This window comes from Aeromicrobium camelliae, from assembly GCF_003850045.1.
GTDB classification, from domain to species: domain Bacteria; phylum Actinomycetota; class Actinomycetes; order Propionibacteriales; family Nocardioidaceae; genus Aeromicrobium; species Aeromicrobium camelliae.
In genome coordinates this window covers 1-23102 of the sequence record NZ_RQJX01000016.1, presented here as the reverse complement: position 1 = coordinate 23102, position 23102 = coordinate 1, and the positions used below count along the sequence as shown (strand labels likewise).

At 69.3% G+C, this 23102-nt stretch carries 22 protein-coding genes; 8 read left to right on the top strand and 14 right to left on the bottom strand.

Translation table 11 applies throughout. The annotated features are described in order from the left end of the window. The first annotated feature begins 31 nt into the window (after positions 1-31). The 3 genes from EHW97_RS11720 to EHW97_RS11710 are packed head-to-tail and all read left to right on the top strand — an operon-like array spanning position 32 to position 3201. Positions 32-2167, top strand: coding sequence for a carbon starvation CstA family protein (locus EHW97_RS11720; RefSeq protein ID WP_124237359.1), 2136 nt, complete (start codon positions 32-34; stop codon positions 2165-2167). Continuing rightward, positions 2164-2343, top strand: a complete 180-nt coding sequence (locus EHW97_RS11715) for a YbdD/YjiX family protein (RefSeq protein WP_124237358.1) — start codon at positions 2164-2166, stop codon at positions 2341-2343. The genes EHW97_RS11720 and EHW97_RS11715 overlap by 4 nt, the downstream gene beginning before the upstream one ends. A 39-nt stretch (positions 2344-2382) precedes the next feature. Continuing rightward, positions 2383-3201, top strand: coding sequence for a dioxygenase family protein (locus EHW97_RS11710; RefSeq protein ID WP_124237357.1), 819 nt, complete (start codon positions 2383-2385; stop codon positions 3199-3201). Here the strand turns inward: EHW97_RS11710 and EHW97_RS11705 are convergent. Continuing rightward, positions 3191-3844, bottom strand: a complete 654-nt coding sequence (locus EHW97_RS11705; RefSeq protein WP_124237356.1) for a hypothetical protein — start codon at positions 3842-3844, stop codon at positions 3191-3193. The two genes, EHW97_RS11710 and EHW97_RS11705, sit on opposite strands and share 11 nt — an antisense overlap. 208 nt (positions 3845-4052) lie before the next feature. On the opposite strand from EHW97_RS11705, the gene EHW97_RS11700 reads away from it, so the two are divergent. Further along, on the top strand, positions 4053-4403 hold the full coding sequence (locus tag EHW97_RS11700) for a hypothetical protein (RefSeq protein WP_124237355.1): 351 nt from the start codon (positions 4053-4055) through the stop codon (positions 4401-4403). 104 nt (positions 4404-4507) lie between these two features. Here EHW97_RS11700 and EHW97_RS11695 read toward each other — a convergent pair whose 3' ends face one another. Both EHW97_RS11695 and trxA read right to left on the bottom strand, forming a co-directional pair. Beyond that, positions 4508-6013 carry an acetyl-CoA hydrolase/transferase family protein gene (locus tag EHW97_RS11695; protein ID WP_124237354.1) on the bottom strand — a complete coding sequence of 502 codons (1506 nt, stop codon included), beginning with the start codon at positions 6011-6013 and terminating at the stop codon, positions 4508-4510. Positions 6014-6064: 51 nt separating this feature from the next. Continuing rightward, positions 6065-6436, bottom strand: a complete 372-nt coding sequence (trxA, locus tag EHW97_RS11690; protein WP_124237353.1) for a thioredoxin — start codon at positions 6434-6436, stop codon at positions 6065-6067. 101 nt (positions 6437-6537) lie between these two features. Between trxA and EHW97_RS11685 the strand changes: the two genes are divergently transcribed. Further along, complete coding sequence (locus EHW97_RS11685; protein WP_124237352.1) at positions 6538-7677, top strand: PQQ-dependent sugar dehydrogenase; 1140 nt, start codon at positions 6538-6540, stop codon at positions 7675-7677. A 179-nt stretch (positions 7678-7856) separates the two neighbouring features. Here the strand turns inward: EHW97_RS11685 and EHW97_RS11680 are convergent, their stop codons facing one another. Beyond that, positions 7857-8060 (bottom strand): cold-shock protein, encoded by a 204-nt coding sequence (locus EHW97_RS11680; RefSeq protein WP_121794043.1) that lies wholly within the window; start codon positions 8058-8060, stop codon positions 7857-7859. 424 nt (positions 8061-8484) lie between these two features. Between EHW97_RS11680 and EHW97_RS11675 the strand changes: the two genes are divergently transcribed. Then, positions 8485-10863 (top strand): immune inhibitor A domain-containing protein, encoded by a 2379-nt coding sequence (locus EHW97_RS11675; protein ID WP_243696425.1) that lies wholly within the window; start codon positions 8485-8487, stop codon positions 10861-10863. Between the two features lie 60 nt (positions 10864-10923). Here EHW97_RS11675 and EHW97_RS11670 read toward each other — a convergent pair whose 3' ends face one another. The 10 genes from EHW97_RS11670 to EHW97_RS11625 are packed head-to-tail and all read right to left on the bottom strand — an operon-like array spanning position 10924 to position 19232. Next, positions 10924-12222 carry an MFS transporter gene (locus EHW97_RS11670; protein ID WP_124237351.1) on the bottom strand — a complete coding sequence of 433 codons (1299 nt, stop codon included), beginning with the start codon at positions 12220-12222 and terminating at the stop codon, positions 10924-10926. Next, positions 12206-12628 (bottom strand): MarR family winged helix-turn-helix transcriptional regulator, encoded by a 423-nt coding sequence (locus EHW97_RS11665; RefSeq protein WP_124237350.1) that lies wholly within the window; start codon positions 12626-12628, stop codon positions 12206-12208. Before EHW97_RS11665 ends, EHW97_RS11670 begins: the two co-directional genes overlap by 17 nt. Positions 12629-12656: 28 nt before the next feature. Beyond that, the gene (locus EHW97_RS11660) at positions 12657-13460 is read right to left on the bottom strand and encodes an exodeoxyribonuclease III (protein ID WP_208002011.1); all 804 of its coding nucleotides are present in this window, start codon (positions 13458-13460) and stop codon (positions 12657-12659) included. A gap of 53 nt (positions 13461-13513) precedes the next feature. Then, on the bottom strand, positions 13514-14338 hold the full coding sequence (locus tag EHW97_RS11655) for an aldo/keto reductase (protein WP_124237349.1): 825 nt from the start codon (positions 14336-14338) through the stop codon (positions 13514-13516). A 34-nt stretch (positions 14339-14372) separates the two neighbouring features. Further along, complete coding sequence (locus tag EHW97_RS11650) at positions 14373-15620, bottom strand: geranylgeranyl reductase family protein (protein ID WP_124237348.1); 1248 nt, start codon at positions 15618-15620, stop codon at positions 14373-14375. Then, positions 15617-16351, bottom strand: a complete 735-nt coding sequence (locus EHW97_RS11645) for a queuosine precursor transporter (protein WP_124237347.1) — start codon at positions 16349-16351, stop codon at positions 15617-15619. The genes EHW97_RS11650 and EHW97_RS11645 overlap by 4 nt, the downstream gene beginning before the upstream one ends. 12 nt (positions 16352-16363) lie before the next feature. Further along, on the bottom strand, positions 16364-17557 hold the full coding sequence (tgt, locus tag EHW97_RS11640) for a tRNA guanosine(34) transglycosylase Tgt (RefSeq protein ID WP_243696420.1): 1194 nt from the start codon (positions 17555-17557) through the stop codon (positions 16364-16366). A gap of 5 nt (positions 17558-17562) precedes the next feature. Next, positions 17563-18129, bottom strand: coding sequence for a M50 family metallopeptidase (locus EHW97_RS11635; protein WP_124237345.1), 567 nt, complete (start codon positions 18127-18129; stop codon positions 17563-17565). Between the two features lie 3 nt (positions 18130-18132). Then, complete coding sequence (locus EHW97_RS11630; protein WP_208002010.1) at positions 18133-18537, bottom strand: hypothetical protein; 405 nt, start codon at positions 18535-18537, stop codon at positions 18133-18135. 32 nt (positions 18538-18569) lie between these two features. Further along, positions 18570-19232 carry a hypothetical protein gene (locus EHW97_RS11625; RefSeq protein ID WP_124237344.1) on the bottom strand — a complete coding sequence of 221 codons (663 nt, stop codon included), beginning with the start codon at positions 19230-19232 and terminating at the stop codon, positions 18570-18572. Positions 19233-19302: 70 nt separating this feature from the next. Between EHW97_RS11625 and EHW97_RS11620 the strand changes: the two genes are divergently transcribed. After that, positions 19303-20433: a metallophosphoesterase family protein gene (locus EHW97_RS11620; RefSeq protein ID WP_124237343.1), complete on the top strand. Its 1131-nt coding sequence runs from the start codon at positions 19303-19305 to the stop codon at positions 20431-20433. Between the two features lie 11 nt (positions 20434-20444). Further along, positions 20445-23024, top strand: a complete 2580-nt coding sequence (locus tag EHW97_RS11615) for an ATP-binding protein (RefSeq protein WP_166367495.1) — start codon at positions 20445-20447, stop codon at positions 23022-23024. The last annotated feature ends 78 nt before the right edge of the window (positions 23025-23102 follow it).

Here is a 23102-nt window from a genome sequence, read left to right as displayed (position 1 = left end):
CGGTGGGGGTGACGTGAGTCATACTGCGGCCATGAACCAGGTGACGAGCCGTGTGCTCTGGGTCGGGGTGGCCCTGGTAGGAGCGGCGTGTTGGACCGTGTTGGCGCTGGCCCGAGGAGAGGAGGTGTCAGCGCTCTGGATCCTGTTCGCGGCCCTGGCCTCGTACGCCATCGCGTACCGGTTCTATGCGCGGTTCATCGCCCGACGCGTGCTCCAGGTCGACGACACGCGCGCCACTCCGGCCGAACGGCTGGAGAACGGTCGTGACTACGAGGTGACCGACCGTCGCGTCCTGTTCGGGCACCACTTCGCCGCGATCGCCGGAGCCGGTCCGCTGGTGGGCCCGGTGCTGGCCGCGCAGATGGGCTACCTGCCCGGCACGATCTGGATCATCGTGGGCGTCATCTTCGCCGGTGCCGTGCAGGACATGGTGGTCATGTTCTTCTCGATGCGGCGCGACGGCAAGAGCCTCGGTCAGATGGTGCGCGAGGAGATCGGCGTCGTCGGCGGCGTCGCGGCCCTCATCGCCGTCTTCGCCATCATGATCATCATCCTGGCGGTGCTCGCCCTCGTCGTCGTCAATGCGCTGGCGGAATCGCCGTGGGGCGTGCTGTCGATCGGGCTGACCATTCCGATCGCGCTGTTCATGGGCTTCTACCTGCGCTACCTGCGGCCCGGCAAGGTCATGGAGGTCACCGCGATCGGCGTCGCACTGCTGCTCGTGGCGATCATCCTCGGCGGGTACGTGGATCAACTGGGGCTCCGAGACGCGTTGACGCTGTCGCCTGAGACGCTCGTGATCTGCCTCGTCGTCTACGGCTTCGTCGCGTCGATCCTGCCGGTGTGGATGCTGCTGACCCCGCGCGATTATCTGTCGACGTTCATGAAGGTGGGCGTGATCGTCCTGCTGGCGGTCGGGCTCGTCATCGCGGCACCCGTGCTGCAGGCCGAGCCGGTCACGAGTTTCGCCACTGAGGGCAACGGGCCCGTCTTCGCCGGCAAGCTGTTCCCGTTCGTCTTCATCACCATCGCCTGCGGTGCGCTGTCGGGCTTCCACGCGCTGATCTCCTCGGGCACGACACCGAAGATGATCGCCAAGGAAAGCCACGTCCGCATGGTCGGCTACGGCGGCATGCTCATGGAGTCGTTCGTGGCCATCAGCGCCCTCATCGCCGCCTGCGTCATCGACCAGGGCATGTACTTCGCGATGAACAGCCCCGCCGGGGCCACCGGCGGCACGTTCGAGGGCGCCGCGGAGTTCGTCGCCAACCTGGGCTTCACGATCTCGCCCGACCAACTGCAGGCTGCCGCGCAGGCAGTCGAGGAGGAGACGCTCGTGTCGCGCACCGGCGGTGCGCCGACTCTCGCCTTCGGGCTCTCGCAGGTCTTCCACGAGGCGTTCGGCGGGAACCTGCAGGCGTTCTGGTACCACTTCGCGATCATGTTCGAGGCGTTGTTCATCCTCACCGCCGTCGATGCGGGCACGCGGGTGGGCCGCTTCATGCTGCAGGACACGATCGGCAACGTCTGGAAGCGGTACGCGGACACCTCGTGGCGTCCGGCGGCCTGGTCCGCGAGCTTCCTGGTGGTTCTCGCCTGGGGTTACATCCTCTGGGTCGGCGTCCGCGATCCGCTCGGCGGCATCAATCAGCTGTTCCCGCTGTTCGGCATCGCCAATCAGCTGCTGGCCGCCATCGGCCTCACGGTGTGCGCCGTCCTGATGTTCAAACACGGCAAGGCGAAGTACGCGTGGGTCGCGCTCGTCCCGTTGACGTGGGATCTGATCGTGACGATGACGGCGAGCTTCCAGAAGGTGTTCAGCTCCGATCCGGCGCTGGGCTACTTCGCGCAGGCCTCGCGCTATCGCGAGGCGCGCGACGCCGGGGAGGTGCTCGCGCCGGCCGCCGACGCGGGGCAGATGGACCAGGTCGTCTTCAACTCGACCCTCAACGGCATCCTGCAGGCGACCTTCGCGCTGCTCGTCATCGTCATCGTGGTCAACGCGGTCGTCGTCGCGGTGAAGGCCTGGCGTGCCGGCGGTCTCCCCACCACCGAGACGCCGAAGGTCGAGTCCCGGATCGTCGCGCCCGCCGACTTCATCGCGACGGCCCAGGAGAAGGAAGCGGTGCGCGCGTGGGAGGCCGAGCGAGCAGGTGAGCGTCGATGATCGCGCGCGCCGTGGAGGGGCTGCGCTGGTATCTCCGGGAGATCTCCGGCGAGGCGCGCTGGGACGCGTACCGCGAGGAGTGCGCCCGCGAGGGTCGTCAGCCGATGAGCCGCCGCGAATACGAACGTCATCGGGCCGCGCATCGTGAACTCGACCAGCGGGGACGCTGCTGCTGACACTGCTATAGTTGAAGTATCAACTATCTAGGCGGTGTCATGGCGGAGTACTCGATCGGAGATCTCGAGCAGCGGCTGGTCGCGAGCCCACGGATGCCGGTGCTGTTCGTCGGGCACGGCAACCCGATGCACGCGATCAGCGACAACGCGTTCACGCGCGAGTGGGTGCGGGTCGGCCAGGAGCTGCCGGACGCGCAGGCGATCGTCGTGGTCAGTGCCCATTGGCTCACGCCCGGCACGACGCGTATCACCGACGCTCCGCGCAACCCGATCATCTACGACTTCGGCGGCTTCCCCGACGAGCTCTACCGGGTGCAGTACGAGACGTTCGGCGACGAGATCGTGGCACAGATCCTCGCCCGCGAACTGGCCGCGTACGAAGCGCAACTGGACCGTCAATGGGGTCTCGACCACGGCACCTGGAGCGTTCTGCGCCACCTCGCCCCGGCACCCGAGGTGCCGGTGCTGCAGATCAGCGTCGACTACGCGATGCCGCTGCCGCAGCTGTACGAGCTGTTCGCGCGGCTGCGGCGGCTGCGCCGACGCGGTGTCGTCTTCATCGGCAGCGGGAACATCGTCCACCACCTCGGTGCCATCCGCTGGCACGGCGGCGGCGCCTGGGACTGGGCCGAGGAGTTCGACGCCGCGAGCGCCGAGGCCATCGCCGGTCGCGACGTCGCGCGCCTCGTCGACCCGTACCGGCACTGGGACGCCGCCCGACTGGCCGTCCCCACCGACGACCACTACCGGCCGATGATCGCCGCGCTCAGCCTGCTCGAGGCTGACGAGGACGTCACGTTCTTCAACACCGAGATCGACATGGGCTCGGTCGGCATGCGCTCCTTCATCACCGCCTGACTCCGGTCACCGCCGGCCCGGCCCGGTCGGTCCCGGCCCGGTCGGTCCCGGCCCGCTCGGTCTCGTCGCCCCGGTCTCCGCGAGTGGCGCAGAATGGGGCCGTCGGCGAGCCATTTGTCCCCACTTTGCGCCACTCGATCAGCACTTTGCGCCACTCGCCGGGCGCTGTGGATAGCCCGGCGCACCAGGTCGGCGATTGGTCGATCCTTGCGGCATGACCGCGATTCGCCATGGTGACGCTGCCGAGCACGGACTCACGCGCGACCAGCTGCGGCACGCGCGTTGGGCACATCCGGTCAACGGCGTCGCGCTGCCACAGGTCGAGTTCGACGATCTGCGAGCACGGTGCCGTGCCGTCGGCTTGGTGCTCAGCGAGGGCGCGGTCTTCACGCACCTGACTGCGGCCCGCTTGCGCGGATGGTGGCTGCCGCGGATCGATCCCTTTCCAGTCATCGCGTGCACCGACGGCGCGGCGCCTCACCACGATCGCCGGGGTGTCTATGTGCGGCGGTGCGAGATCCCGCAGCATCACCGGACCGAGGTGCACGGAATCCCGACGTCCTCGCCGGAATGGACGATCGTCGAGGCCGCGGAGCACCTGCGCCTCCTCGATCTCGTCGTCCTGATCGACGGTGCGTTGCATCAGGGGGCGACGACTCTCGAGCGCCTCAGGGAGGCGATGGTGCCCGGCCGGCGGGGTGTCCGGGTGCTGCGCCAGGCACTCGGACTGGCAGATCCGCGCAGCGAATCGCCGTGGGAGACGGTCCTGCGGCTCGTGCGCGTGCTCAGCAACATCCCCGTGCGGACGCAGGTGCCTGTGCGCGACGACCACGGCGAGCTGTTGGCCCCGCATGGACCTTCAGGTGATCGGCACGTCGCGTTTTCCCGAGTACGACGGACTGCATCACGCGACGCCGCGCGAGTTTCAACGGGCCTTGCAGCGCGAACGGACCCTCAAGCGGTTCGGCGTGGACCGCGCCGGTTACTCGAACCTCGACATCCTCGGAGGGTTGGACCAGATTGTGGCGGATGCGGTCGAGGCGCTCGGACGAACTCCCGGATCGCATTCGACCACGGTTATTCGCGACGAACTACGCCGCTCCTCCTTCACGCCGTCAGGCTACGCGGACTTGCTGCGTCGTCTCGCTCGCTTCGATCGCCAGGAGTCCCCGCGCCGACGCCCCGCGAGCGGCGCAAAGTGAGGAGCGAGTGGCGCAAAGTGGGGGCGTAACGGTGCTCAATGGCCCCACTTTGCGCCACTCGCGGTCAGGGGCGGTCGGGGGCGGGTGACGGGAGTGGGAGGTGGTTACATGTGGCCGGTGTCGAGGTAGCGCTGGTGCCAGCTCAACGCCTCGTCGAGCAGGTGGGGTGTGTGGCGGGCCGTCGGCCTGCTCGCCTTGGCGCGGGCGACGTAGTCGGTCAACCGATCCCGGAAATCCGGGTGCGCGCAGTTCGCGATGATCCGATCCGCCCGATCCGTGGGGGAGAGGCCGCGTAGGTCCGCCAGCCCCTGCTCGGTGACGATCACGTGAACGTCGTGCTCGGTGTGGTCGACGTGGCTGACCATCGGCACGATCGTGGAGATCGCTCCGTCCTTGGCCGTCGAGGGCGACAGGAAGAAGTTGAGGTAGGCGTTGCGCGTGAAGTCGCCGCTTCCGCCGATGCCGTTCATGATCGCGCTGCCCATGACGTGGGTGGAGTTGACGTTGCCGTAGATGTCGGCCTCGATCATCCCGTTCATCGCGATGACGCCCAGGCGCCGCACGAGCTCGGGGTGGTTCGAGATCTCCTCGCTGCGCAACAGGATGCGGCCCTTGTACGCGTCGATGTTCTCCATGAAGCGCTGCACGCCGGTGTCGGAGAGGCCGAACGAGGTGGCGGAGGCGGCGCGCAAGGTCCCGGAGTCGAGCAGGTCGAGCATGGCGTCCTGAAGCACCTCGGTATAGGCGACCAGACCGCTGAACTCGCTTCCGTCGAGCCCGGCGAGGACGGCGTTCGCCACGTTCCCGACCCCGGACTGCAGCGGAAGTAGTTGCGGGGGCATCCGCCCCGCGACGACCTCATGGCGCAGGAAGTCGAGCAGATGCGCTGCGATGGCACGGGAGGCCTCGCCCGGCGGGTCGAAGGGCGAGTTGCGGTCCGGCGCGTTCGTCTCCACGACCGCGACCACCTTCTGCGGATCGACGCGCAGATAGGGCTCGCCGATCCGCTCCATCGGGTCCACGAGATTCAACGGCCTGCGGTGCGGCGGGAGCGCCGTTCCGTAGTAGACGTCGTGAAATCCCTCGAACTCCCGCGGCTGCCAGTGGTTGACCTCGAGGATCACGGCGTCGGCCTGGTCCAGCCAGGTCTTGTTGTTGCCGATCGAGCTGCTCGGGACCAGCAGGCCGTCGGGGAGCGCGGCGGTGACTTCGACGACGGCCACGTTGAGCCGACCGTAGAAGCCGAACCACATCTGCGGAGCCGAGTGGCTCAGGTGCGTGTCGACGTAGTCCACCTCGCCGGCGTTGATGAGCGCGCGGAGCGTGGGGTCGGAGTTGTAGGGGAGTCGGGTGCCGATGCCGTGTGCCTCGGCGAGGACGCCGTCCGCCTCGGGCGCGGTGGACGCCCCGGTCCACAGGCCGACCCGGAAGTCCTCGCCGCGTTCGTGCGCCTCGGTGATCCGCCGGGCGAGGGCCGTCGGGACGGCCTTGGGGTACCCGGCCCCGGTGAAGCCGCTCATGCCGACGTTGTCGCCCGGCTTGATGAGGGCGGCAGCCTCCTCGGCGGTACTCAGGCGAGAACGGAGAAGGGGGCAGGACACGCGCGTCATACGACGATCGTGCCCTGCCCCCTCGTCATCACTGACGCCGGGGAGCGGCGATCAGTTGCTGGCCTGCTGCTGCTCGGCGATCTGCCGGCGGACGTCGTCCATGTCGAGGTCCTTCACCGCGGTGATGACCTGCTCGAGCGCCTCGGCGGGCAGAGCGCCCGGCTGGGAGAACACGAGGATGCCGTCGCGGAAGGCCATCAAGGTGGGGATGGACGTGATCTGCGCGGCGGCGGCGAGCTCCTGCTCGGCCTCCGTGTCGATCTTGCCGAACGTGACGTCGGTGTGCTGCTCGCTCGCGGCGTCGTAGACGGGCGCGAACTGCTTGCACGGACCGCACCACGAGGCCCACCAGTCCACGAGGGTGATGCCCTCGCCGGTGACGGTCGACTCGAAGGTCTCCTTGGTCAGGTCGATGGTGCTCATGACTGCCTCTCGTAGGAATCGTGTCACCCGGTACAACGCATCGGCGCGTCCGGGCATTCCCACGCCGCGCCCGCGACGGACGAGCGCGGCATCATCGAGGCATGAAACGCACCGCCGTGGCCGCCGCGACCGTGACCCTGTTTCTCGCCGGATGCAGTGGCGACCGGGAGCACGAGAACACCAGTGAGTCGACGCCACCGACCTCGCCGGCGTCATCGAGCACACCCGCACCGACGGCCGGCGCTGAGGTGCGCACCGTCGAGCCGCGAATCGACGCCGAGGTCGCCAGCGGGCTCAACGTGCCCTGGGCGATCGCGTTCCTCGAAGACGGCAGCGCACTCGTATCCCAAAGGGACAGCGCGACGATCGTCAGAGTCGGCACAGACGGCGCCGTGACCGGGGTGGGCGAGGTGCCCGGGGTCCAACCGGGCGGCGAGGGGGGACTGCAGGGACTCGCGGTCGACGCCAACCACACCACCGTCTTCGCCTACCTCACGAGTCCGATCGACAACCGGGTCGTGCGCATGTCGTTCGACGGCACCACCCTCGGCGAACCGGAGCCGATCCTCACCGGGCTCGCCAAAGCCCAGAACCACCAGGGCGGCGCCCTGCTCTACGAGGAGGAGTCCGACTACCTGTTCGTCGCGGTCGGTGATGCGGCCCAGGCCGAGCTGGCACAGGACCGCTCCTCGTTGAACGGCAAGATCCTGCGGATCGACCGTGACGGCAATCCTGCGCCGGGCAACCCGTTCGACAACGAGGTGTGGTCGTACGGGCACCGCAACGTCGAGGGGCTCGCGTTCGACAGCGACGGCAGGCTCTGGGCGAGTGAGTTCGGTGAGAAGGGCGCCGACGAGCTCAATCTCATCCGGCCCGGCGGCAACTACGGCTGGCCCGAGGTCGAGGGGACGTCGGACGATCCGCGGTTCGTCGCGCCATCGGCCACGTGGTCCACGGACGAGGCGTCGCCCGCCGGGCTCGCGATCGTCGGCGACACCGCCTATCTCGGAGCGCTGCGCGGGCAGCGGTTGTGGTCCGTGCCCCTCGACCGCGACCGCGCCGGGACGCCGGTGCCTCATTTCGTCGAGGAGTACGGTCGCATCCGCGCTGCCGCCGCCGCGCCTGACGGCACGCTGTGGATCTCCACGAGCAACACCGACGGCCGCATCGCCCCGCGCGCGGGCGACGACCGATTGATCCGCGTGGTCGTCCAGGAGGGGTTGTCGGACGCGGAAAGATGAGGATAGCCTCCCCTTTGGGGGTCGGGCCCCGCCGGCACTCCCTCCCTCACCGGTGCGGCCCGTGAACTCTCCCTCGGCGGGCGCTACGACCTCCCTCCTGGCGCCCGCCTCACACAGCAGCACCCCCACTCGCCGAGCGAGTGGGGGTGCTGTCGTGAGTGCGGGTGAACCCGCGGAGATCACAGCGGGCGGATGTTCGCGGCCTGGAGGCCCTTCTGGCCCTGCTCGACGTCGAACTCGACCTTCTGGTTCTCGTTCAGCGAGCGGTAGCCGCTCGCCTGGATCGCGGTGTAGTGCGCGAACACGTCCTCGCTGCCGTCGTCCGGAGCGATGAAGCCGAAGCCCTTCTCGGCGTTGAACCACTTGACGGTTCCGGTAGCCATGGTGTTACTCCTCTTTCGATTCTTCTAGGCGAAGGCCGATCGCGGTTTCGTGACCGGCGGTCGCGACGCACATCCAACCGCGAGAGGAACTCACCCCGGCTGGGGTACTGCATTCATCTGGTCCAACGTCGTGCAACTGGCACCACCTTATGCGACCGGAGCCCCATCTGGGTAGCGTCCCGCGTTCGCCCACGTCAACATCAGGTGAACTATCGCGACCGCTGCCGGTTCGGGCTACGCGAACTAGTCCGATACGACTACTCGATGCGGAAGTCAAGACTGCCATTGCACGGTGATCGGGTCGTACCGTGTGCCGTGGCGCGCGTCTCACGAGGACGTCGCCTGGTGGAGCCGGCAGTGGTCGGCGCCAGATCGCAGATCCACCATTCGGGGGATCCTCGTCAAGGAGGACATTGTGAAACGCATGATGACGGGCCTCGTGGGGCTCGGACTCGTCGCTTCGGGATCGCTGGCTTGGTCCGCGCCCGTCGCCGCCGAGCCCGCTCCGCCCGTGGCCGGACCGGATGCGACGTCGAAGGTCGACGACTTCCCGCATCCGCTGGAGGACAAGCGGCGCGAACTGCGGGAGGCAGCGGTCGCTGACGTCGTGAGCGGCGAGGCCACGCCCGAACAGCGCGGCGGCAGCACGGTGCTCAAAGTGGGGGAGTCAGGCTCGCCTGCTGAGGTCGCGGCGCAGTCCAACCCGCGCGCCCGCCAGCAGATGGCGCGCAAGGGCAAGGACAAGCACCAGGACCAGTACGTGGAACTCTCGCAGGAGCGAGCCGACAAGATCTTCGTGATCCTGGCCGAGTTCGGCGACGAGCGTCACCCCGACTATCCGGACCAGGACACCGACCCCGACACCCCCGGACCCCAGCGCTTCGACGGACCGCTGCACAACCAGATCCCCGAGCCCGGGCCGAACGACAACTCCACAGTCTGGCAAAAGGACTTCAACCGCGAGCACTACGAGGAGATCTACTTCGGCACCGGCAAGGGCGTCGAGTCGGTCAAGACGTACTACGAGACCCAGTCGTCCGGGCGGTACACCGTCGACGGCACCGTCTCGGACTGGGTGAAGGTGCCCTACAACCAGGCCCGATACGGACGCGAGGACGCGGGCGCGTGGAACCTCGTGCAAGACGCGGTCAACCAGTGGGTCGAGGATCAGCGCGCTGCGGGCCAGACCGACGAGCAGATTCGTGCGGCGCTCGCCGAGTACGACCAGTGGGACCGGTACGACTTCGACGGCGACGGCGACTTCAACGAGCCGGACGGCTACATCGACCACTTCCAGATCGTGCACGCGGGCGGCGGCGAAGAGGACGGCGATCCGATGTACGGCGAGGACGCCATCTGGTCGCATCGCTGGTACGCGTTCGGCACCAACGCCGGGCTCACGGGCCCGGAGCAGAACCCGCTCGGCGGTGCCGAGATCGGGGACACGGGCATCTGGGTCGGTGACTACACGGTCCAGCCCGAGAACGGCGGGCTCTCGGTCTTCGTTCACGAGTACGGGCACGACCTCGGTCTGCCCGACGCCTACGACACGTCCGGCGGCGGCGACAACAGCAACGAGTACTGGACGCTGATGGCGCAGAGCCGGTTGAACGCCGAAGGCGAGCCGCTCGGTACCCGGCCGGGCGACCTCGGGGCGTGGGAGAAGCTGCAGATGGGCTGGCTCGACTACGAGGCCCTGCTTCACACCGACAAACGGGTCCTCGAGCTCGGTCCGCAGGAGTACAACACGAAGAAGCCGCAGGCGGCCGTCGTGGTCCTGCCGAAGAAGGAGGTCGTGACCGACAACGGCGCGCCGGCCTCCGGCGAGCGGCAGTTCTTCTCCGGGGCGGGGGACGACCTGGTGTCGTCGATGACGACTGAGCTCGACCTCACCGAGGCGACGGGAGCGCAGCTCACGTCGAAGATCCGGTACTCGATCGAGGAGGGCTACGACTACGCCTACCTGCAAGCCTCGACCGACGGTGGCCAGAGTTGGGTCGACCTCGACGGGACGATCGGCGGCGAGCCCATCGGCACCGACACCGCCGGGCGTCCGGCGATCGACGGTGAGCAGTCCGACTGGGCCGATCTGGTGGTGCCGCTCGACCAGTTCGACGGGCAGACGATCCAGTTCCGGTTCCACTACCGGACCGACGGTGGGCTCACGATGCCCGGGTTGTTCCTGGACGACGTGGCCGTGACGGCGGGCGACACCGAGATCCTCTCCGACGACGCGGAGACCGATTCGGGACTGTGGCAGTTCGACGGATTCTCGGTCGTGGGGGCGACCACGACGACCGAGGCCAGCCACTACTACATCATGGGGCACCGTTCGTACACGAGCTACGACCAGTACCTCAAGACCGGCCCGTACAACTTCGGCTTCATGAACACGCGCCCGGACTGGGTCGAGCATTACGCTTACCAGACGGGGCTGCTGATCTCGTACTGGGACACCTCGGTGCCCGACAACAACCAGAGTCAGCATCCGGGGTCGGGCCGCAACCTGATCATCGACGCGCATCCGCGCCCGATCATCAACATCGCGACCGGGCAGCCGTGGCGGGCGCGCGTCCAGATGTACGACGCCCCGTTCTCGACGAGGAAGGCCGATTCGATGACGTTGCACACCGACGGCGTCCCCAGCTACATCCGGGGCCAGGACGCTCAGCCGGTGTTCGACGACACGAAGCAGTACTTCTTCGAACAGTTGCCCAACCACGGCGTCAAGCTGCCGGCCACGGGCTTCAAGGCGAAGGTGCTCAACGAGAAGGGCACCTCCCTGAGGGTCAAGTTCAACTGACCCTCCCCTGAACCGAAGGGGGCGCGCATCCGGGGGGACGGCGCGCCCCCTTCGCCATGCTCAGCGATGCTGGGCGCGCAGCTCGTCGTCGACGGCGCCCGGAGCTCCACCGAACTCGTCGGCGACCTCACCGGCGACCTCGGCGTCGTCGGTGGGGGACCGGTGGCCGTCCTCGTCCACCCCGCGATCCGCATCGACGAGGATGCGGTGGACGCTGGCGAGGGTCACCACGGCCACGGCGACGGTCACGGCGCCGAGTGCGAAGGGCACGTGGACACTGAAAGCCGCAGAGAGATGGCCGGCGGCGAATGGCGCCAGACCGCCGCCGATGAAGCGGACGAAGCCGTAAGCAGCGGACGCGACCGGTCGTTCGACCGGCGACACCGACATGACGGCCTGGGTGACGAGGGTGTTGATGACACCGATGAAGACGCCGGAGATCACGACGCACGCCACCATGACGGACTGACGGTCGGTGAATGCGGCCATCACCGCGAGGTCGACCGCGAAGAGTCCGAACACGACGTAGAGCGTCGGCGCGGTGCCGAAGGCTGTTTGCAGGCGCGGGGCGGCGATGACCGAGAAGATCGCGACGAGCACACCCCAGGCGAAGAACACCCAGCCGAGCTGCATGACGCCGAGCTCGAGCGGGAACGGAGCGTAGCCGAGCATCGTGAAGAAGCCCCAGTTGTAGAGCAGCGCCGCGATGCTGACGGTGAGCAGCCCGCGATGGGTGAGGGCCCGCAGCGGTGCGGTGATGGACGTCGGGTGGAGAGGCTTCGGCGTCGCGGGAAGCAGTAGCACGGTCGCGACGAGCGCGATCGACATGAGCGCGGCGACGCCGTAGAACGGTCCGCGCCAGCTGAGACTGCCGAGCGAGCCGCCGACGAGCGGTCCCGCGGCGATGCCGAGACCCAGGGCGGCCTCGTACAGGATGATGGCGCCGGCGAAGCCGCCGCGAGCACTCGACACGATGGCCGAGAGCGACGTGGCGATGAACAGCGCGTTGCCCAGGCCCCACCCGGCACGAAACGCGACGATGCCGCCGATCGAGGACGCCGAACCGGCGAGAGCAGAGAAGGTCACGATGATCACCAGGCCGATGATCAGCGTGCGTTTGGCGCCCAGTCTGCTGGAGACCGCGTTGGTGACGAGCATCGCGACCGCGGTCACCACGAGATAGCTGGTGAACAGCAGGGTCACCTGGCTCTCGGTGGCATCGAGCTGGGTCTTGAGCGCAGGCAGGATCGGGTCGACGAGGCCGATGCCCATGAAGGAGATGACGCAGGCGAACGCGACCGCGTAGACGGCGCGCGGTTGACGGAAGAGAGAGCTGGAGTGGTCAGTGTTGGTGGTCATGGATCTCGATGAATCGCGTGAGGGCGGGCAGGGCGGAGGAGATCGCGGCGCGTTCGGCGTCGTCGAGCTTGTCGAGCGTGGCGCCGATGAGCTCGTCGTAGAGCCGACGGCGGGCGGAGAGCGTGGTGAGTCCGGCCTCGGTGATGCTGATGCGGCTCGCGCGCGCGTCGTCCGGATCGGTCTCGCGGCGCACCAGGCCGGCGCCCTCGAGGCGCTGGACGAGATTGGTCATGGCGGGTTGGCTCACGGCTTCGCGTTCAGCGAGAACGGTGATCCGCTGCGGCCCGCAGCGTTCGAGCTGGCTCAGCGTGCTCGCCCCGGCACGACTCAGCGAGCCGCGCGGAGTGCGTCGCACGAGCACATGCGACAGCTCCCGCAGGACGGGAGCAGGATCGGCACTATTCATAACCTCGTTATATCACGAGGCTATGTATCTATTCGGCGAGGAGGTAGTCGATGACGAGCGGAGCGTGGTCGGACCAGCGCTCGCCCCAGCTCGGGGCGCGGTCGACCCGCGCCGACTTGGCCGCCTGCGCCAGTTCGTGGGTCGCGAGCTGGTAATCGATCCGCCAGCCGGTGTCGTTGTCGAAGGCCTGCCCGCGCATCGACCACCAGGTGTAGGGACCGTCGACGTCGCCCGCGAGCATGCGATGCACGTCGACCCAGCCCAGTTCGCCGAAGAAGCGGTCGAAGTAGGCACGCTCCTCGGGCAGGAAGCCGGCCTTGGTGCGGTTGCCCTTCCAGTTCTTGATGTCGCGCTCGGTGTGGCCGACGTTGAGATCGCCGGTGATGACCGCGTGGTTTCCGGCCGCGCTGAGCTCCTGCATGCGGACGGTCATCTGGTCGAGGAACCGGTACTTGTCGTCCTGGCGCGGCGTGCCCGCCTCGCCGGAATGCACGTAGACGGAGGCGGTGGTGAGCGTGCTGCCGTCGGACAGGGTGATATCGGCCTCGATCCACCGGCCTGCGTCATCGAAGTACGGGTCGCCGTTGCCGATTCGCGTGGCCGTGACAGGCAGGCGGCTGACTACGGCGACTCCTGCGCGTCCCTTGGCCGCCGCCTCGGTGTGCGCGATCGTGTACCCCGAACCCTTCAACAGCTCGTGAACGAGCTCGTCGGGGCAGCGCACCTCCTGCAGCGTCACGACGTCGGCATCGGCCTCGTCGAGCCAGGTCTGCATCCCCTTGCGGAGGGCTGCGCGGATTCCGTTGACGTTGATGGTGGCGATGCGAAGCACGTAGCGAGGCTACCGGCCGGCCCCGACAGCGCGGCGGGGCCGGTGATGCGGGGTCAGAACTCCTCGTGGGTGCGGGGGTCGCCGCCGATGCGGCCGCCGTTGTCGAGATCGGCCATGCGGTTCATGTCGTCCTCGTCGAGCTCGAAGGAGAACACGTCGAGATTGCCGCGGAAACGCTCCGGCGTGGCGGACTTGGGGATGGGGGCGACCCCCAGCTGCACGTGCCAGCGCAGGATGACACGGCCAGGGTCGACCTCGTGCTTCTGCGCGACGGTGCGGATCGTCGGGTGGTCGAGCAGGTCGGATTTGCGCCCCAACGGGCTCCAGCTCTGGGTGACGATGCCGCGGTCGGCGTCGGCCGCGCGCTGCTCGGCCTGCGGGAAGTAGGGGTGGAGCTCGATCTGGTTGACCGCCGGGACGACGCCGGTCTCCTCGATCAGCCGGTCCACGTGCTCCGGCAGGAAGTTCGAGACGCCGATGGATCGCGTGAGACCGCGCTCGCGCAGATCGATCATCGCCCGCCACGTGTCGACGTAACGGTCGACGCGGGGGAGCGGCCAGTGGATGAGGTACAGGTCGACGTAGTCCAGCCCCAGCCGCTCGAGGGAACTCTCCAGCGACGCCAAGGTGCTCTCGTAACCCTGGTCGTCACCGGGGACCTTCGTGGTCACGAAGAGTTCCTCGCGCGGCACCGAGGATGCGGCGACGCACTGACCGACCTGGGACTCGTTCTCGTAGCGCTTGGCCGTGTCGAGCAACCGGTAGCCGGCATCGATCGCGGCGACGAAGGTGTCCGGGTCGTCGATGCCGTAGGTGCCGAAGCCCAGCTGGGGCATCCGGTGACCGTCGTTCAGTTCCAGCAGCGGCGAAGTCGTCATGTCCTTTACGCTACTGCGGAGCGCGGGATGCGGCTCAGTCGCTGAAGGGTGGACGCTCGTCGAGCGCGATAGACCGCCGACCGGCCCAACGCCAGACGCGGGCGACAGCGTCGCGATCCTCGTCCGTGACGAGATTGCCCATGACCCGCAGCGCGATCGTCATCAGCGCGTGACTGCGCATGCCGAGTGGGCCGAGAGTCGGCAGGAGCCGCGGAACCGTGATCAGTCCCGCCAGTCTCCGGGCGATCGAGAACGCCTCACCGTAGTGCCGGGTCAGCAGGGCGGGCCAGGCTGCCGCGAGATCGGCGCCGGTCGCGAGGAGCTCGGCGGCCTCGCGACCGGTCTCGAGACCGTAGTCGATGCCTTCGCCGTTCAGGGGGTTGACGCACCCGGCAGCGTCGCCCACGAGCGCCCAGTTGGGTCCGGCCACACCGGAGACGGCACCGCCCATCGGCAACAAGGCCGAGGTGGGCAGGCGCAGGTCGGCGCCCAGGTCCCACTCCTCGCGTCGCAGCCAGGCGTAGTACTCCATCAACGGTCGGATCTGCACGCTCGCAGGACGTTTGGCCGTGGCGAGAGCGCCGACACCGAGGTTCACCTCGCCGTCGCCGAGCGGGAAGATCCACCCGTAACCGGGCAGCAGCTCGCCATCCTCGCCACGCAGCTCGAGGTGCGACGAGATCCACGGGTCGTCGCTGCGGCCGGACTTGACGTAGCTGCGGCCGGCGACCCCGTAGGCGGTCTCGCGGTGCCACTCGCGCCCGAGGACGCGCCCGAGCGGCGACCGAACGCCGTCCGCGACGATGAGCCGCCGGCACATCACGCGGTGCTCCTGCTTGTCCGCTCCGAGCTGGAACACGACCTCGGTCACCCGGCCACGCTCGTCGCGGACGGCGTCGACGGCGCGGGCGCCTTCCAGCGGTCGGGCGCCGGCGGCCAGCGCGGTGCGGAAGATGCGGTCGTCGAGTTCCGTGCGGGGGACGGCGGAACCGTGATCGGGCAGCGAACCGCCGGGCCATGGGAGCAGCAGTTCCTGACCGAACCCGGCAGCGCGCAGGCCGCGGTTGACGGTGTGGCCGCGCACCCAGTCGCCGAGTCCGAGCCGGTCGAGCTCGGCGATCGCACGCGGCGTGAGCCCGTCACCGCAGGTCTTGTCCCGGGGGAAGCTGGCCGCGTCGGCGATCACGGTGTCGAGTCCGAGGCGCGCCGTCCATGCGGCGGCCGCCGAGCCGGCGGGACCGGCGCCGACGACGAGCACGTCGGTGAAGGCGGGCATGGTCATGGCGTGGTCTCCGCGTCCCAGTACGTCGGCTCGCGGCGCTTCAGCCAACCGATCACGGTGACCGTGACCGGCATGACGATGATCTCGACGGCGACCTTGAACAGCACGCCGACGACGAAGTAGTTGAGGAAGACGCCGAAGGAGTCGATGCCGATGGCCGTGGCGGCGATGGCGCAGAAGATGAGGGTGTCGGCGATCTCGCCGACGCCGGTGGAGGCGATGAGGCGAGCGACCAGGCCCTTCTCCGCGGTGCGGCGCTTCATCGCCACCAGCACCCACGCGTTGAGGAACTGCCCGACCACGTAGCCGGCGAGGCTCGCCAGGACGATCTGCGCGACCGGACCCACGACGGACTCGAACGCCGCCTGGTTCTCATAGAAGGAGGCCGCCGGAGCGTGCTGGACGAGCCAGAACGTCACCGAGGCCAGCACGGCCATCGCGAAGCCGACGACGATCGCGCGGCGCGCCGCGGCGAAGCCGTACACCTCGCCGATGACGTCGCCGAGGATGTAGGCGACCGGGAACAGGATCGCGCCGCCGTCGGTGACGATCGGCCACAGCTGGACCGGCCCGAGTGCGAGGCTCCCGCTGCCGATCTCGATGCCCTTCGTGGCGGCGATGTTCGAGACGATGAGCACGACGCAGAACATCGCGAGCGCGACGTCGTAGTGCGAGGAACCGCGCGAGGCGAAGCGCACGGCAGGTTTTGGTGAGGTTGCCTGCGAACTCATGCCTGCATCCTCTCACGCACCGTAGAACCGCCCGAGGGTCTCGGCCTTGAACTCCCAGTACGTGCCGTCCTCGATCGAGGCGCGGATGTCGTCGACGAGCCGCACGGTGAAGCGCTCGTTGTGGATCGTGCAGAGTGTGGCGCTGAGCATCTCGTTGGTCTTGAACAGGTGGTGCAGGTACGCCTTCGTGTAGTGCGCGCACGTGTAGCAGTCGCACTCGTCGTCGATCGGGCCGAAGTCCCGGCGTGAAGCGGCGACGTTGAGGTTGTACCGTCCGGTCCGCGTGTAGACCCGCGAGGACCGCGCGACGCGTGACGGACCCACGCAGTCGAAGGTGTCGCACCCGTTCTCGACGCCGGCGAAGAAGTCGTCGGGCTCGCCGATGCCCAGGAGGTGTCGCGGCTTGTCCTCCGGCAGTTCCTCGACCACCCAGCGGCAGATGGTCCCGAGATTCTCCTTCTCGATGGCCCCGCCGATGCCGAAGCCGTCGAACGGCAGGCTCGCCAGGTCGCGCGCGGCCTTGCGGCGAAGATCCTCGTACTGCGCGCCTTGGACGACGCCGAAGAGCGCCTGATACGGCTTGTCGCTGCGCTCGCGGGTCAGTCGCTCGTGCTCGACGACGCATCGCTGCGCCCAGGCCTGCGTGCGGGCGAGCGCCTCCTCCTGGTAGCCGCGCGTGTTCATGAGCGTGGTGAGTTCGTCGAAGGCGAAGATGATGTCCGCCCCGAGCTCGTGCTGGATGCGCATCGAGATCTCCGGGGTGAACCGGTGCGTGCTGCCGTCGAGGTGGCTCTTGAACGTCACCCCGTCGTCGTCGACGTGGGCGAGTCGTTCCTTGCCGCTGGCGATGACGTCGTCGGCCGTCGCGCGGCTGCTGTCCATCGACAGGGTCTTCTTGAACCCGACGCCGAGGCTCATGACCTGGAAACCGCCCGAGTCGGTGAAGGTCGGCCCCGGCCAGTTCATGAAGCGGCCGAGTCCGCCGGCCTCGTCCACGATGTCGGAACCGGGCTGCAGGTACAGGTGGTAGGCGTTCGCCAGGAGTGCCTGCGCCCCCAGCTCGGCCATGTGCTCGGGGAGGACGGCCTTGACGGTCGCGCGTGTGCCCACGGGAATGAACGCGGGCGTGCGGATCTGCCCGTGCGGGGTCGTGATGACGCCGGAGCGACCGGGCGCATCGTCGAGGCGGCTGCCGATGGTGAACACGCCGTCTAGTGTCCCATCACGCCAAGCCAGCAGATGGAGAGGGAGAGCGCGGCGACGGTCGCGAACAGGGCGTTCCAGACGACCGCCGGCAGGGGAGTGAGCTGGGCGAGGACGTCCGCGTCACTGGTCCGGCTGCGCGAGCGCCGCCGGTGCCCCCACAGCTCGAGCGTGGCGCGCAGCCCGCCGGCCGCGAGGAACCATGCTGCGGCGAATCCGGCCGTCTCCGCCCACGCCGGGTCGGGCACCCGCGTCTGCAGGAGCCAGACCGCGGCGGCGGCCGGTACCAACACCAGCAGACCGAACCAGGTCCGGATGACGAGGATCATCCCCGCGAGGATCGCGAAGACCATCCACCATGCCCACGTGCTGCGTCCGGCGAGCACCAGCAGCATCATGAACGCGCCGAGGACCGGCGGGAACGTGTACCCGGCGACGGCGGTGGCGACCATCCCCGGGCCGAACGGACGACCGATCGACTCGGTGATCCCGGACGTGTCCCGGTGCAGGCGGACTGCCCGGACGCGCCGCCCGGTGAGGGCGGCGGTGGCCGCGCCGATCCAGGCAGGTTCCACCGATCAGACGATCGGCTTGTCGACGAGCTCGACGCGGGTGGCGTCGCGCTCGTTGGCCCCCATCGCGGCGGCCATGCGGTGGTGAACCGCTCCTTCACGGTGGCGGCTCTGCCGGTCGAGCGTCAGACCCAGGGCGGTCTGCGCCCAGGCACTCGTCGGCTCCAGCTCGACGAGCCGGCGGAACGCGTCCTCGGCGGGTCCGAGCAGTGCGGCTGCGAACTGAGCACGTCCGTACAGCTCCCAGGCCGCAGCGTTGGAGGGCTCGGCCTCCAACACCGGGCCGAGGACGCGGGCGGCCTCGCGGGGGTACCGCGACTCCACGAGCTCTTCGGCCAGGCGGAAGGCGTCGAACAGGCCCATCGCGGCGATCTTCTCGTCGGTCAGGGTGGGCTTCATGTAGATGGTCACAGCGCCTCCTTCCAGGCTCGCTCAGCTCAACGTCACGGGGTCGGAGAAGATTCCCCGAGCGTCGGTGTGGGCGTCGGCAGTTGAGGCGCCTCGGCCGTCGGCTCCTGGGTCGGGGTCGCCGACGGTTCGGGCGTGGTGCTCGGGGCGTCTTCGGTGGGCAGGCTGGTCGCCGTCGGCGTGGGCGCCGGAGCGGTCGGGCCCTGCGGCGTGGGGCCGCCGTCGCGGCTCACGCTGGTCGGCACGATGCGCGAGTTCGACTCGTTCCCGTACGACCTGCCGCTGACCACCTCGTACGCGCCGATCACCGCGACGGCGATGAGCAGCGTCGCCGCGCTCACGAGGGCCACCGTCTTCCAGTTGACGCGGGCCAGCAGCGCCTTCCAGTCCGAGCGGGGCTCAGGGTGGTCCTCGGTCACGGACTCGGCCTCGACCACCGACTCCTCGCCGCCGGATGCGCCTTCGACGACGCTGCCCTGCTCGGTGACCAGGAGCGTCTTGCTCCTCTCGATGCCGCGCTGCAGGCTCGCCGAGTACAGCGTCGTCGCCAGACCGGCCACCACGCTGCCGACGGCCGCGCCGATGAGCGTTCCCGCCACGCCGAGCCAGGAGGCCAGCCAGGCCGAGGTCATCGCGGCCAGCGCACCGGCGATGAGCTGGAGCGCCGACAGCTCCCCGAAGAGTCCTTTCCGCGCCATGCTCTCGACACTAGCGAGGCCACCAACGCGCCTTCCCGGTTCTGTCATCGCCGCTCGTTATCGTCGAGTCATGCGCTTCGTGGCCACCGCCGACTGGCAACTGGGGATGCCGGCGGCCTTCCTGCCCGACGAAGCGCGCGCACGCTTCGCCCAGGACCGCATCGAGGTGCTGCGCCGGATCGGCGCGGTCGCCCACGATCACGACGCGCAGTTCGTCGTCGTCGCCGGCGACGTCTTCGACGCCAACCAGTTGCACCGTTCGGTCGTGGCGCGCACCTTCGACGCGCTGCGCGAGTGGAGCGTGCCGGTGTACCTGCTGCCGGGGAACCACGACCCGCTGGACGCCGCGAGCATCTACCGGGCTCGCGAGTTCGTGGAGGCCCGTCCCGATCACGTGCACGTCCTGGACGCGGCGGGCGTCCACGAGGTCGCTGACGGCGTCGACGTGGTGGCGGCGCCGTGGTTCACCAAGTTCCCGCTCGAGGATCTGGTGGCCGGCGCGCTCGCGGAGGTGCGTCCGGAGCCCGCACGCATCCGCGTCCTCGTGGGCCACGGCGGGCTGCTCGGCATCGACCGGGTCGACCCCGCCCTCATCGATCGTGAGGCGCTCGTCCGGGCGCTGGAGGAGCGTCGGGTCGACGTCGCCATCCTCGGCGACCGGCACTCCTGCACCGAGGTCGCGCCCCGTCTGTGGTACCCCGGAGCACCGGAGGCCACGCGCCACCGCGAGACCGATCCGGGGCATGTCCTGCTCGTCGAGGTCGACGACGACAGCCACGAGGTCGCCGTCACCCCCGTGCGCGTCGGGCGGTGGTCGTTCCGCACTCTCGACGCGCCCGTCGACGGCGTGGACGACCTCGACCTGCTGGAGGCCGAGTTGGAGGCCATCGAGGACAAGCACCTGACCGCCGTGCGGCTCGTCCTCACCGGAACGCTCACCGTGGGGGAGAAGGCGCGCCTCGACGCGCTGCTCGAGCAGAGCGCCGACCGGTTCGCGGCCGTGCGCGTGTGGGAACGGCATACCGACCTCGCCGTCCGGCCCGATGACGAGGAGTTCCGCGAGCTGGGTCTGACCGGTTTCGCCGCCGACGCGGTCGACGACCTCGTGGCACAGCTCGACGGGGAGCACGCGCAGGAGTCCCGCGACGCGCTAGGGCTGTTGTACCGCCTGGTCGGCGGAACGGTGCGGGGGCCCGCATGAGGGTGCTGCGCATGGTTCTGGAGAACTTCCGGGGCATCGACGGACCTCGCGAGATCGTCTTCGCCGAGCGGGGCGTGACGCTGGTCGAGGGCCCGAACGAGGCGGGCAAGTCCTCCATCGCCGAGGCGCTGCGGCTGGTGCGCGACTTCAAGGCGTCGTCGCAGGCGGCTGACGTTCGCGCGGTCCGGCCCACGCATGTCCAGGCCGACCCGCGGGTCGAGGTCGAGCTGCGCACCGGGCCCTATCACCTCGTCTACGCCAAGACCTTCGGACGCAAGGGCACGACGCAGCTGACCGTCCACACGCCGACGGCCGAGAGCCACACCGGCGATGCCGCCCACGACCGGGCGTCGGCGATCTTCGCCGAGACGGTCGACGCCGAGCTGTGGCGCGCGCTCCACCTCGTTCAGGGCCAGCCATTGGACCAGCCGGTGCTCGCTGATCTCGAACCGCTGCATCTCGCCCTCGCCGAACGCGACGCCGGCGAAGGTGCCGAGGTCCATGCCGACCTACTGGCTCGCGTGGAGGCCGAGTACCTCACGTACTTCACCGCCACGGGACGGCCGACCGGCGAGTACGCCCGCCTGCGCGAGTCGCTCGACACAGCGATCGAGCAGGAGCGGCAGGCGCGCGCGGAGGTCGAGAGCGTCATGCGGCTCGTCGAGCGGCACGAGCGTCTCCGTCTGCGCCGCGACGACCTCGACGGCGAGCTCGCGGACCAGCGCAAGGAGGCGCAGAACCTGCGCGATCGCTCCGACGCGCTCGACCAGCTGCGCGACGAGTGCCGTGAGGCGCGTCAGGTCGCCCACGGCGCCGAGCAGAGTGCGCTGGCAGCACGACGGGCGCAGCAGCGCCGGGCCGAGCTGCTCGAGGAGTTCGCGGCAGCGCAGGAGGCGCTGGCGCTGGCTGAGCAGACCGCCGACATCGCGCGCGGCGAGCTGGCGAAGCTGGAGTCCGCGCCGATGCCTGACGACCCCGACGGCGCGATCGATCAGGCACGCGAGGCACTCGACGACGCCGCCGCCCGCCTGGACGCGGCGCGCGCGGAATCGGAATGGCGACGAGCGCACGAACGGCTCGAGCGGGCCCACGAGGCGGTGCGCCAGCTCAACGAAGCGTCCGAGTCGCTGGCCTCTCACACGGTCACCGCGGACGTTCTCACCGCGCTCGTGGACGCCCACACCGCGTGGCGCACCGCGGAGGCGCGCAGCCTCACCGGCGCACCGCAGATCCTCGTGGAACGGCTCGGCGAGACCGTCCCCGTGCTGGACGGCGTCGCCATGGAGGGCGACACCGCGCAGATCGCGGCGTTGCGTCCGACGGTCGTCGAACTCCCCGACGGGGTCCGCATCACCGTCTCTCCCGATGCCCAGATCGCCGAACGGGCCGACGATGCCGAGGCCGCCCAGCAGGATTACCGCCGCCTCCTCGCCCAGGCTGGGGTGACGGATCTCGACGACGCTCGCGAGCGCGCCGCGCGACGTGACGAGGCACGGCGACAGGTCGACGCGGCTGCCGCCGCGTTGCGGGCCGTCCTCGACGGGGCCACGGAGGCGGAGCTCGCCGCCGAGGTGGCCGCCTTGAGTCAACGTCGCACGCAGGTGGACGACGTCCCGGAGACGGCCGAAGCCCGCGCCGGATACGAGGTCGCCAAGCAGCGGTACGAGCAGGTCGTGCGCGACTCCCAGCTCGCCCGCCAGGAGCGTGCTCGTCGTGCCGCCCTCGCGCAGGCTCTCCGCGAACGGGTGGCGTCGGCCGACGCCGACGTCGTGCAGGCGCGGGCTCGGTGCGAGCGGGCGGCCCTCGTCCTCGAGGCAGCACGCGCCGAGGCGAGCGACGAGGAGGTCGAGGCCGGGCTCGCGCGTGCTGACGAGGCCCATGCCCAGGCGCTCGCGACCGTCGAGGCGCTCGACCGCGATCTGCGCGAGCACGGAGCGGACCAGATCGCCGCCGACCTCGCGACGGCCGAGGAGGTACTCGGCTCCACCGAACGACGCGCTCAACAGCTCGCCGAGGAACTGGTCGGCGTCGATGCGCAATTGGAGCTGCTGGGCCGCGACGGTCTGCAGGATGCGGCGAACCGCGCGGCCGAGAAGGTCGCGGACCTCGAGCGTCGCTGGGCGTCGCTCGATGCGCGGGCACGCGCCGCGCGCCGTTTGCACCAGACCCTGTCAGACCACGCGCAGAAGGCACGGCAACGGTATGTCCGTCCGTTCCGCGAGGCGATCGTCGACCTCGGACGCACGGTCTTCGGCGAGGGCTTCGACGTCGAGATCAGCGACGAACTCGCCATCGTGAGCCGCACGCTGGACGGTCGCACCGTCCCGTTCGGCTCCCTGTCCGGCGGCGCACGCGAGCAGCTGGGCGTGCTGGGTCGCATCGCCACCGCGCGGCTCGTGAGCGAGGAGTCAGGTGCGCCGGTGGTGCTCGACGACGCGCTCGGCTACGCCGACCCGATCCGGCGCCAGCGAATGATGGCGACGCTCCACCGGGTCGCCCGGGAGGGCGCCACGCAGATCATCGTGCTGACCTGCGAGCCGGGTCGCTTCGACCGGCTCGCTCCCGACGCGTACGTCCGGCTCGAGGCCTAGGTGTGATGTCCAGGCAGGTTGTTCTCGATCCTGCTGATGGGTGGTAGTGCTCCGAGCGCGGAGTGGGGCCTGTGGTGA

Bases quoted from the DNA above. Each gene is read 5' to 3' on its own strand.
- EHW97_RS11720 (WP_124237359.1), top strand. From the start codon at position 32: ATGAACCAGGTGACGAGCCGTGTGCTCTGGGTCGGGGTGGCCCTGGTA.
- EHW97_RS11715 (WP_124237358.1), top strand. From the start codon at position 2,164: ATGATCGCGCGCGCCGTGGAGGGGCTGCGCTGGTATCTCCGGGAGATC.
- EHW97_RS11710 (WP_124237357.1), top strand. From the start codon at position 2,383: ATGGCGGAGTACTCGATCGGAGATCTCGAGCAGCGGCTGGTCGCGAGC.
- EHW97_RS11705 (WP_124237356.1), bottom strand. From the start codon at position 3,844: ATGCAACGCACCGTCGATCAGGACGACGAGATCGAGGAGGCGCAGGTG.
- EHW97_RS11700 (WP_124237355.1), top strand. From the start codon at position 4,053: ATGGACCTTCAGGTGATCGGCACGTCGCGTTTTCCCGAGTACGACGGA.
- EHW97_RS11695 (WP_124237354.1), bottom strand. From the start codon at position 6,013: ATGACGCGCGTGTCCTGCCCCCTTCTCCGTTCTCGCCTGAGTACCGCC.
- trxA (WP_124237353.1), bottom strand. From the start codon at position 6,436: ATGAGCACCATCGACCTGACCAAGGAGACCTTCGAGTCGACCGTCACC.
- EHW97_RS11685 (WP_124237352.1), top strand. From the start codon at position 6,538: ATGAAACGCACCGCCGTGGCCGCCGCGACCGTGACCCTGTTTCTCGCC.
- EHW97_RS11680 (WP_121794043.1), bottom strand. From the start codon at position 8,060: ATGGCTACCGGAACCGTCAAGTGGTTCAACGCCGAGAAGGGCTTCGGC.
- EHW97_RS11675 (WP_243696425.1), top strand. From the start codon at position 8,485: ATGATGACGGGCCTCGTGGGGCTCGGACTCGTCGCTTCGGGATCGCTG.
- EHW97_RS11670 (WP_124237351.1), bottom strand. From the start codon at position 12,222: ATGACCACCAACACTGACCACTCCAGCTCTCTCTTCCGTCAACCGCGC.
- EHW97_RS11665 (WP_124237350.1), bottom strand. From the start codon at position 12,628: ATGAATAGTGCCGATCCTGCTCCCGTCCTGCGGGAGCTGTCGCATGTG.
- EHW97_RS11655 (WP_124237349.1), bottom strand. From the start codon at position 14,338: ATGACGACTTCGCCGCTGCTGGAACTGAACGACGGTCACCGGATGCCC.
- EHW97_RS11650 (WP_124237348.1), bottom strand. From the start codon at position 15,620: ATGACCATGCCCGCCTTCACCGACGTGCTCGTCGTCGGCGCCGGTCCC.
- EHW97_RS11645 (WP_124237347.1), bottom strand. From the start codon at position 16,351: ATGAGTTCGCAGGCAACCTCACCAAAACCTGCCGTGCGCTTCGCCTCG.
- EHW97_RS11625 (WP_124237344.1), bottom strand. From the start codon at position 19,232: ATGGCGCGGAAAGGACTCTTCGGGGAGCTGTCGGCGCTCCAGCTCATC.
- EHW97_RS11620 (WP_124237343.1), top strand. From the start codon at position 19,303: ATGCGCTTCGTGGCCACCGCCGACTGGCAACTGGGGATGCCGGCGGCC.
- EHW97_RS11615 (WP_166367495.1), top strand. From the start codon at position 20,445: ATGGTTCTGGAGAACTTCCGGGGCATCGACGGACCTCGCGAGATCGTC.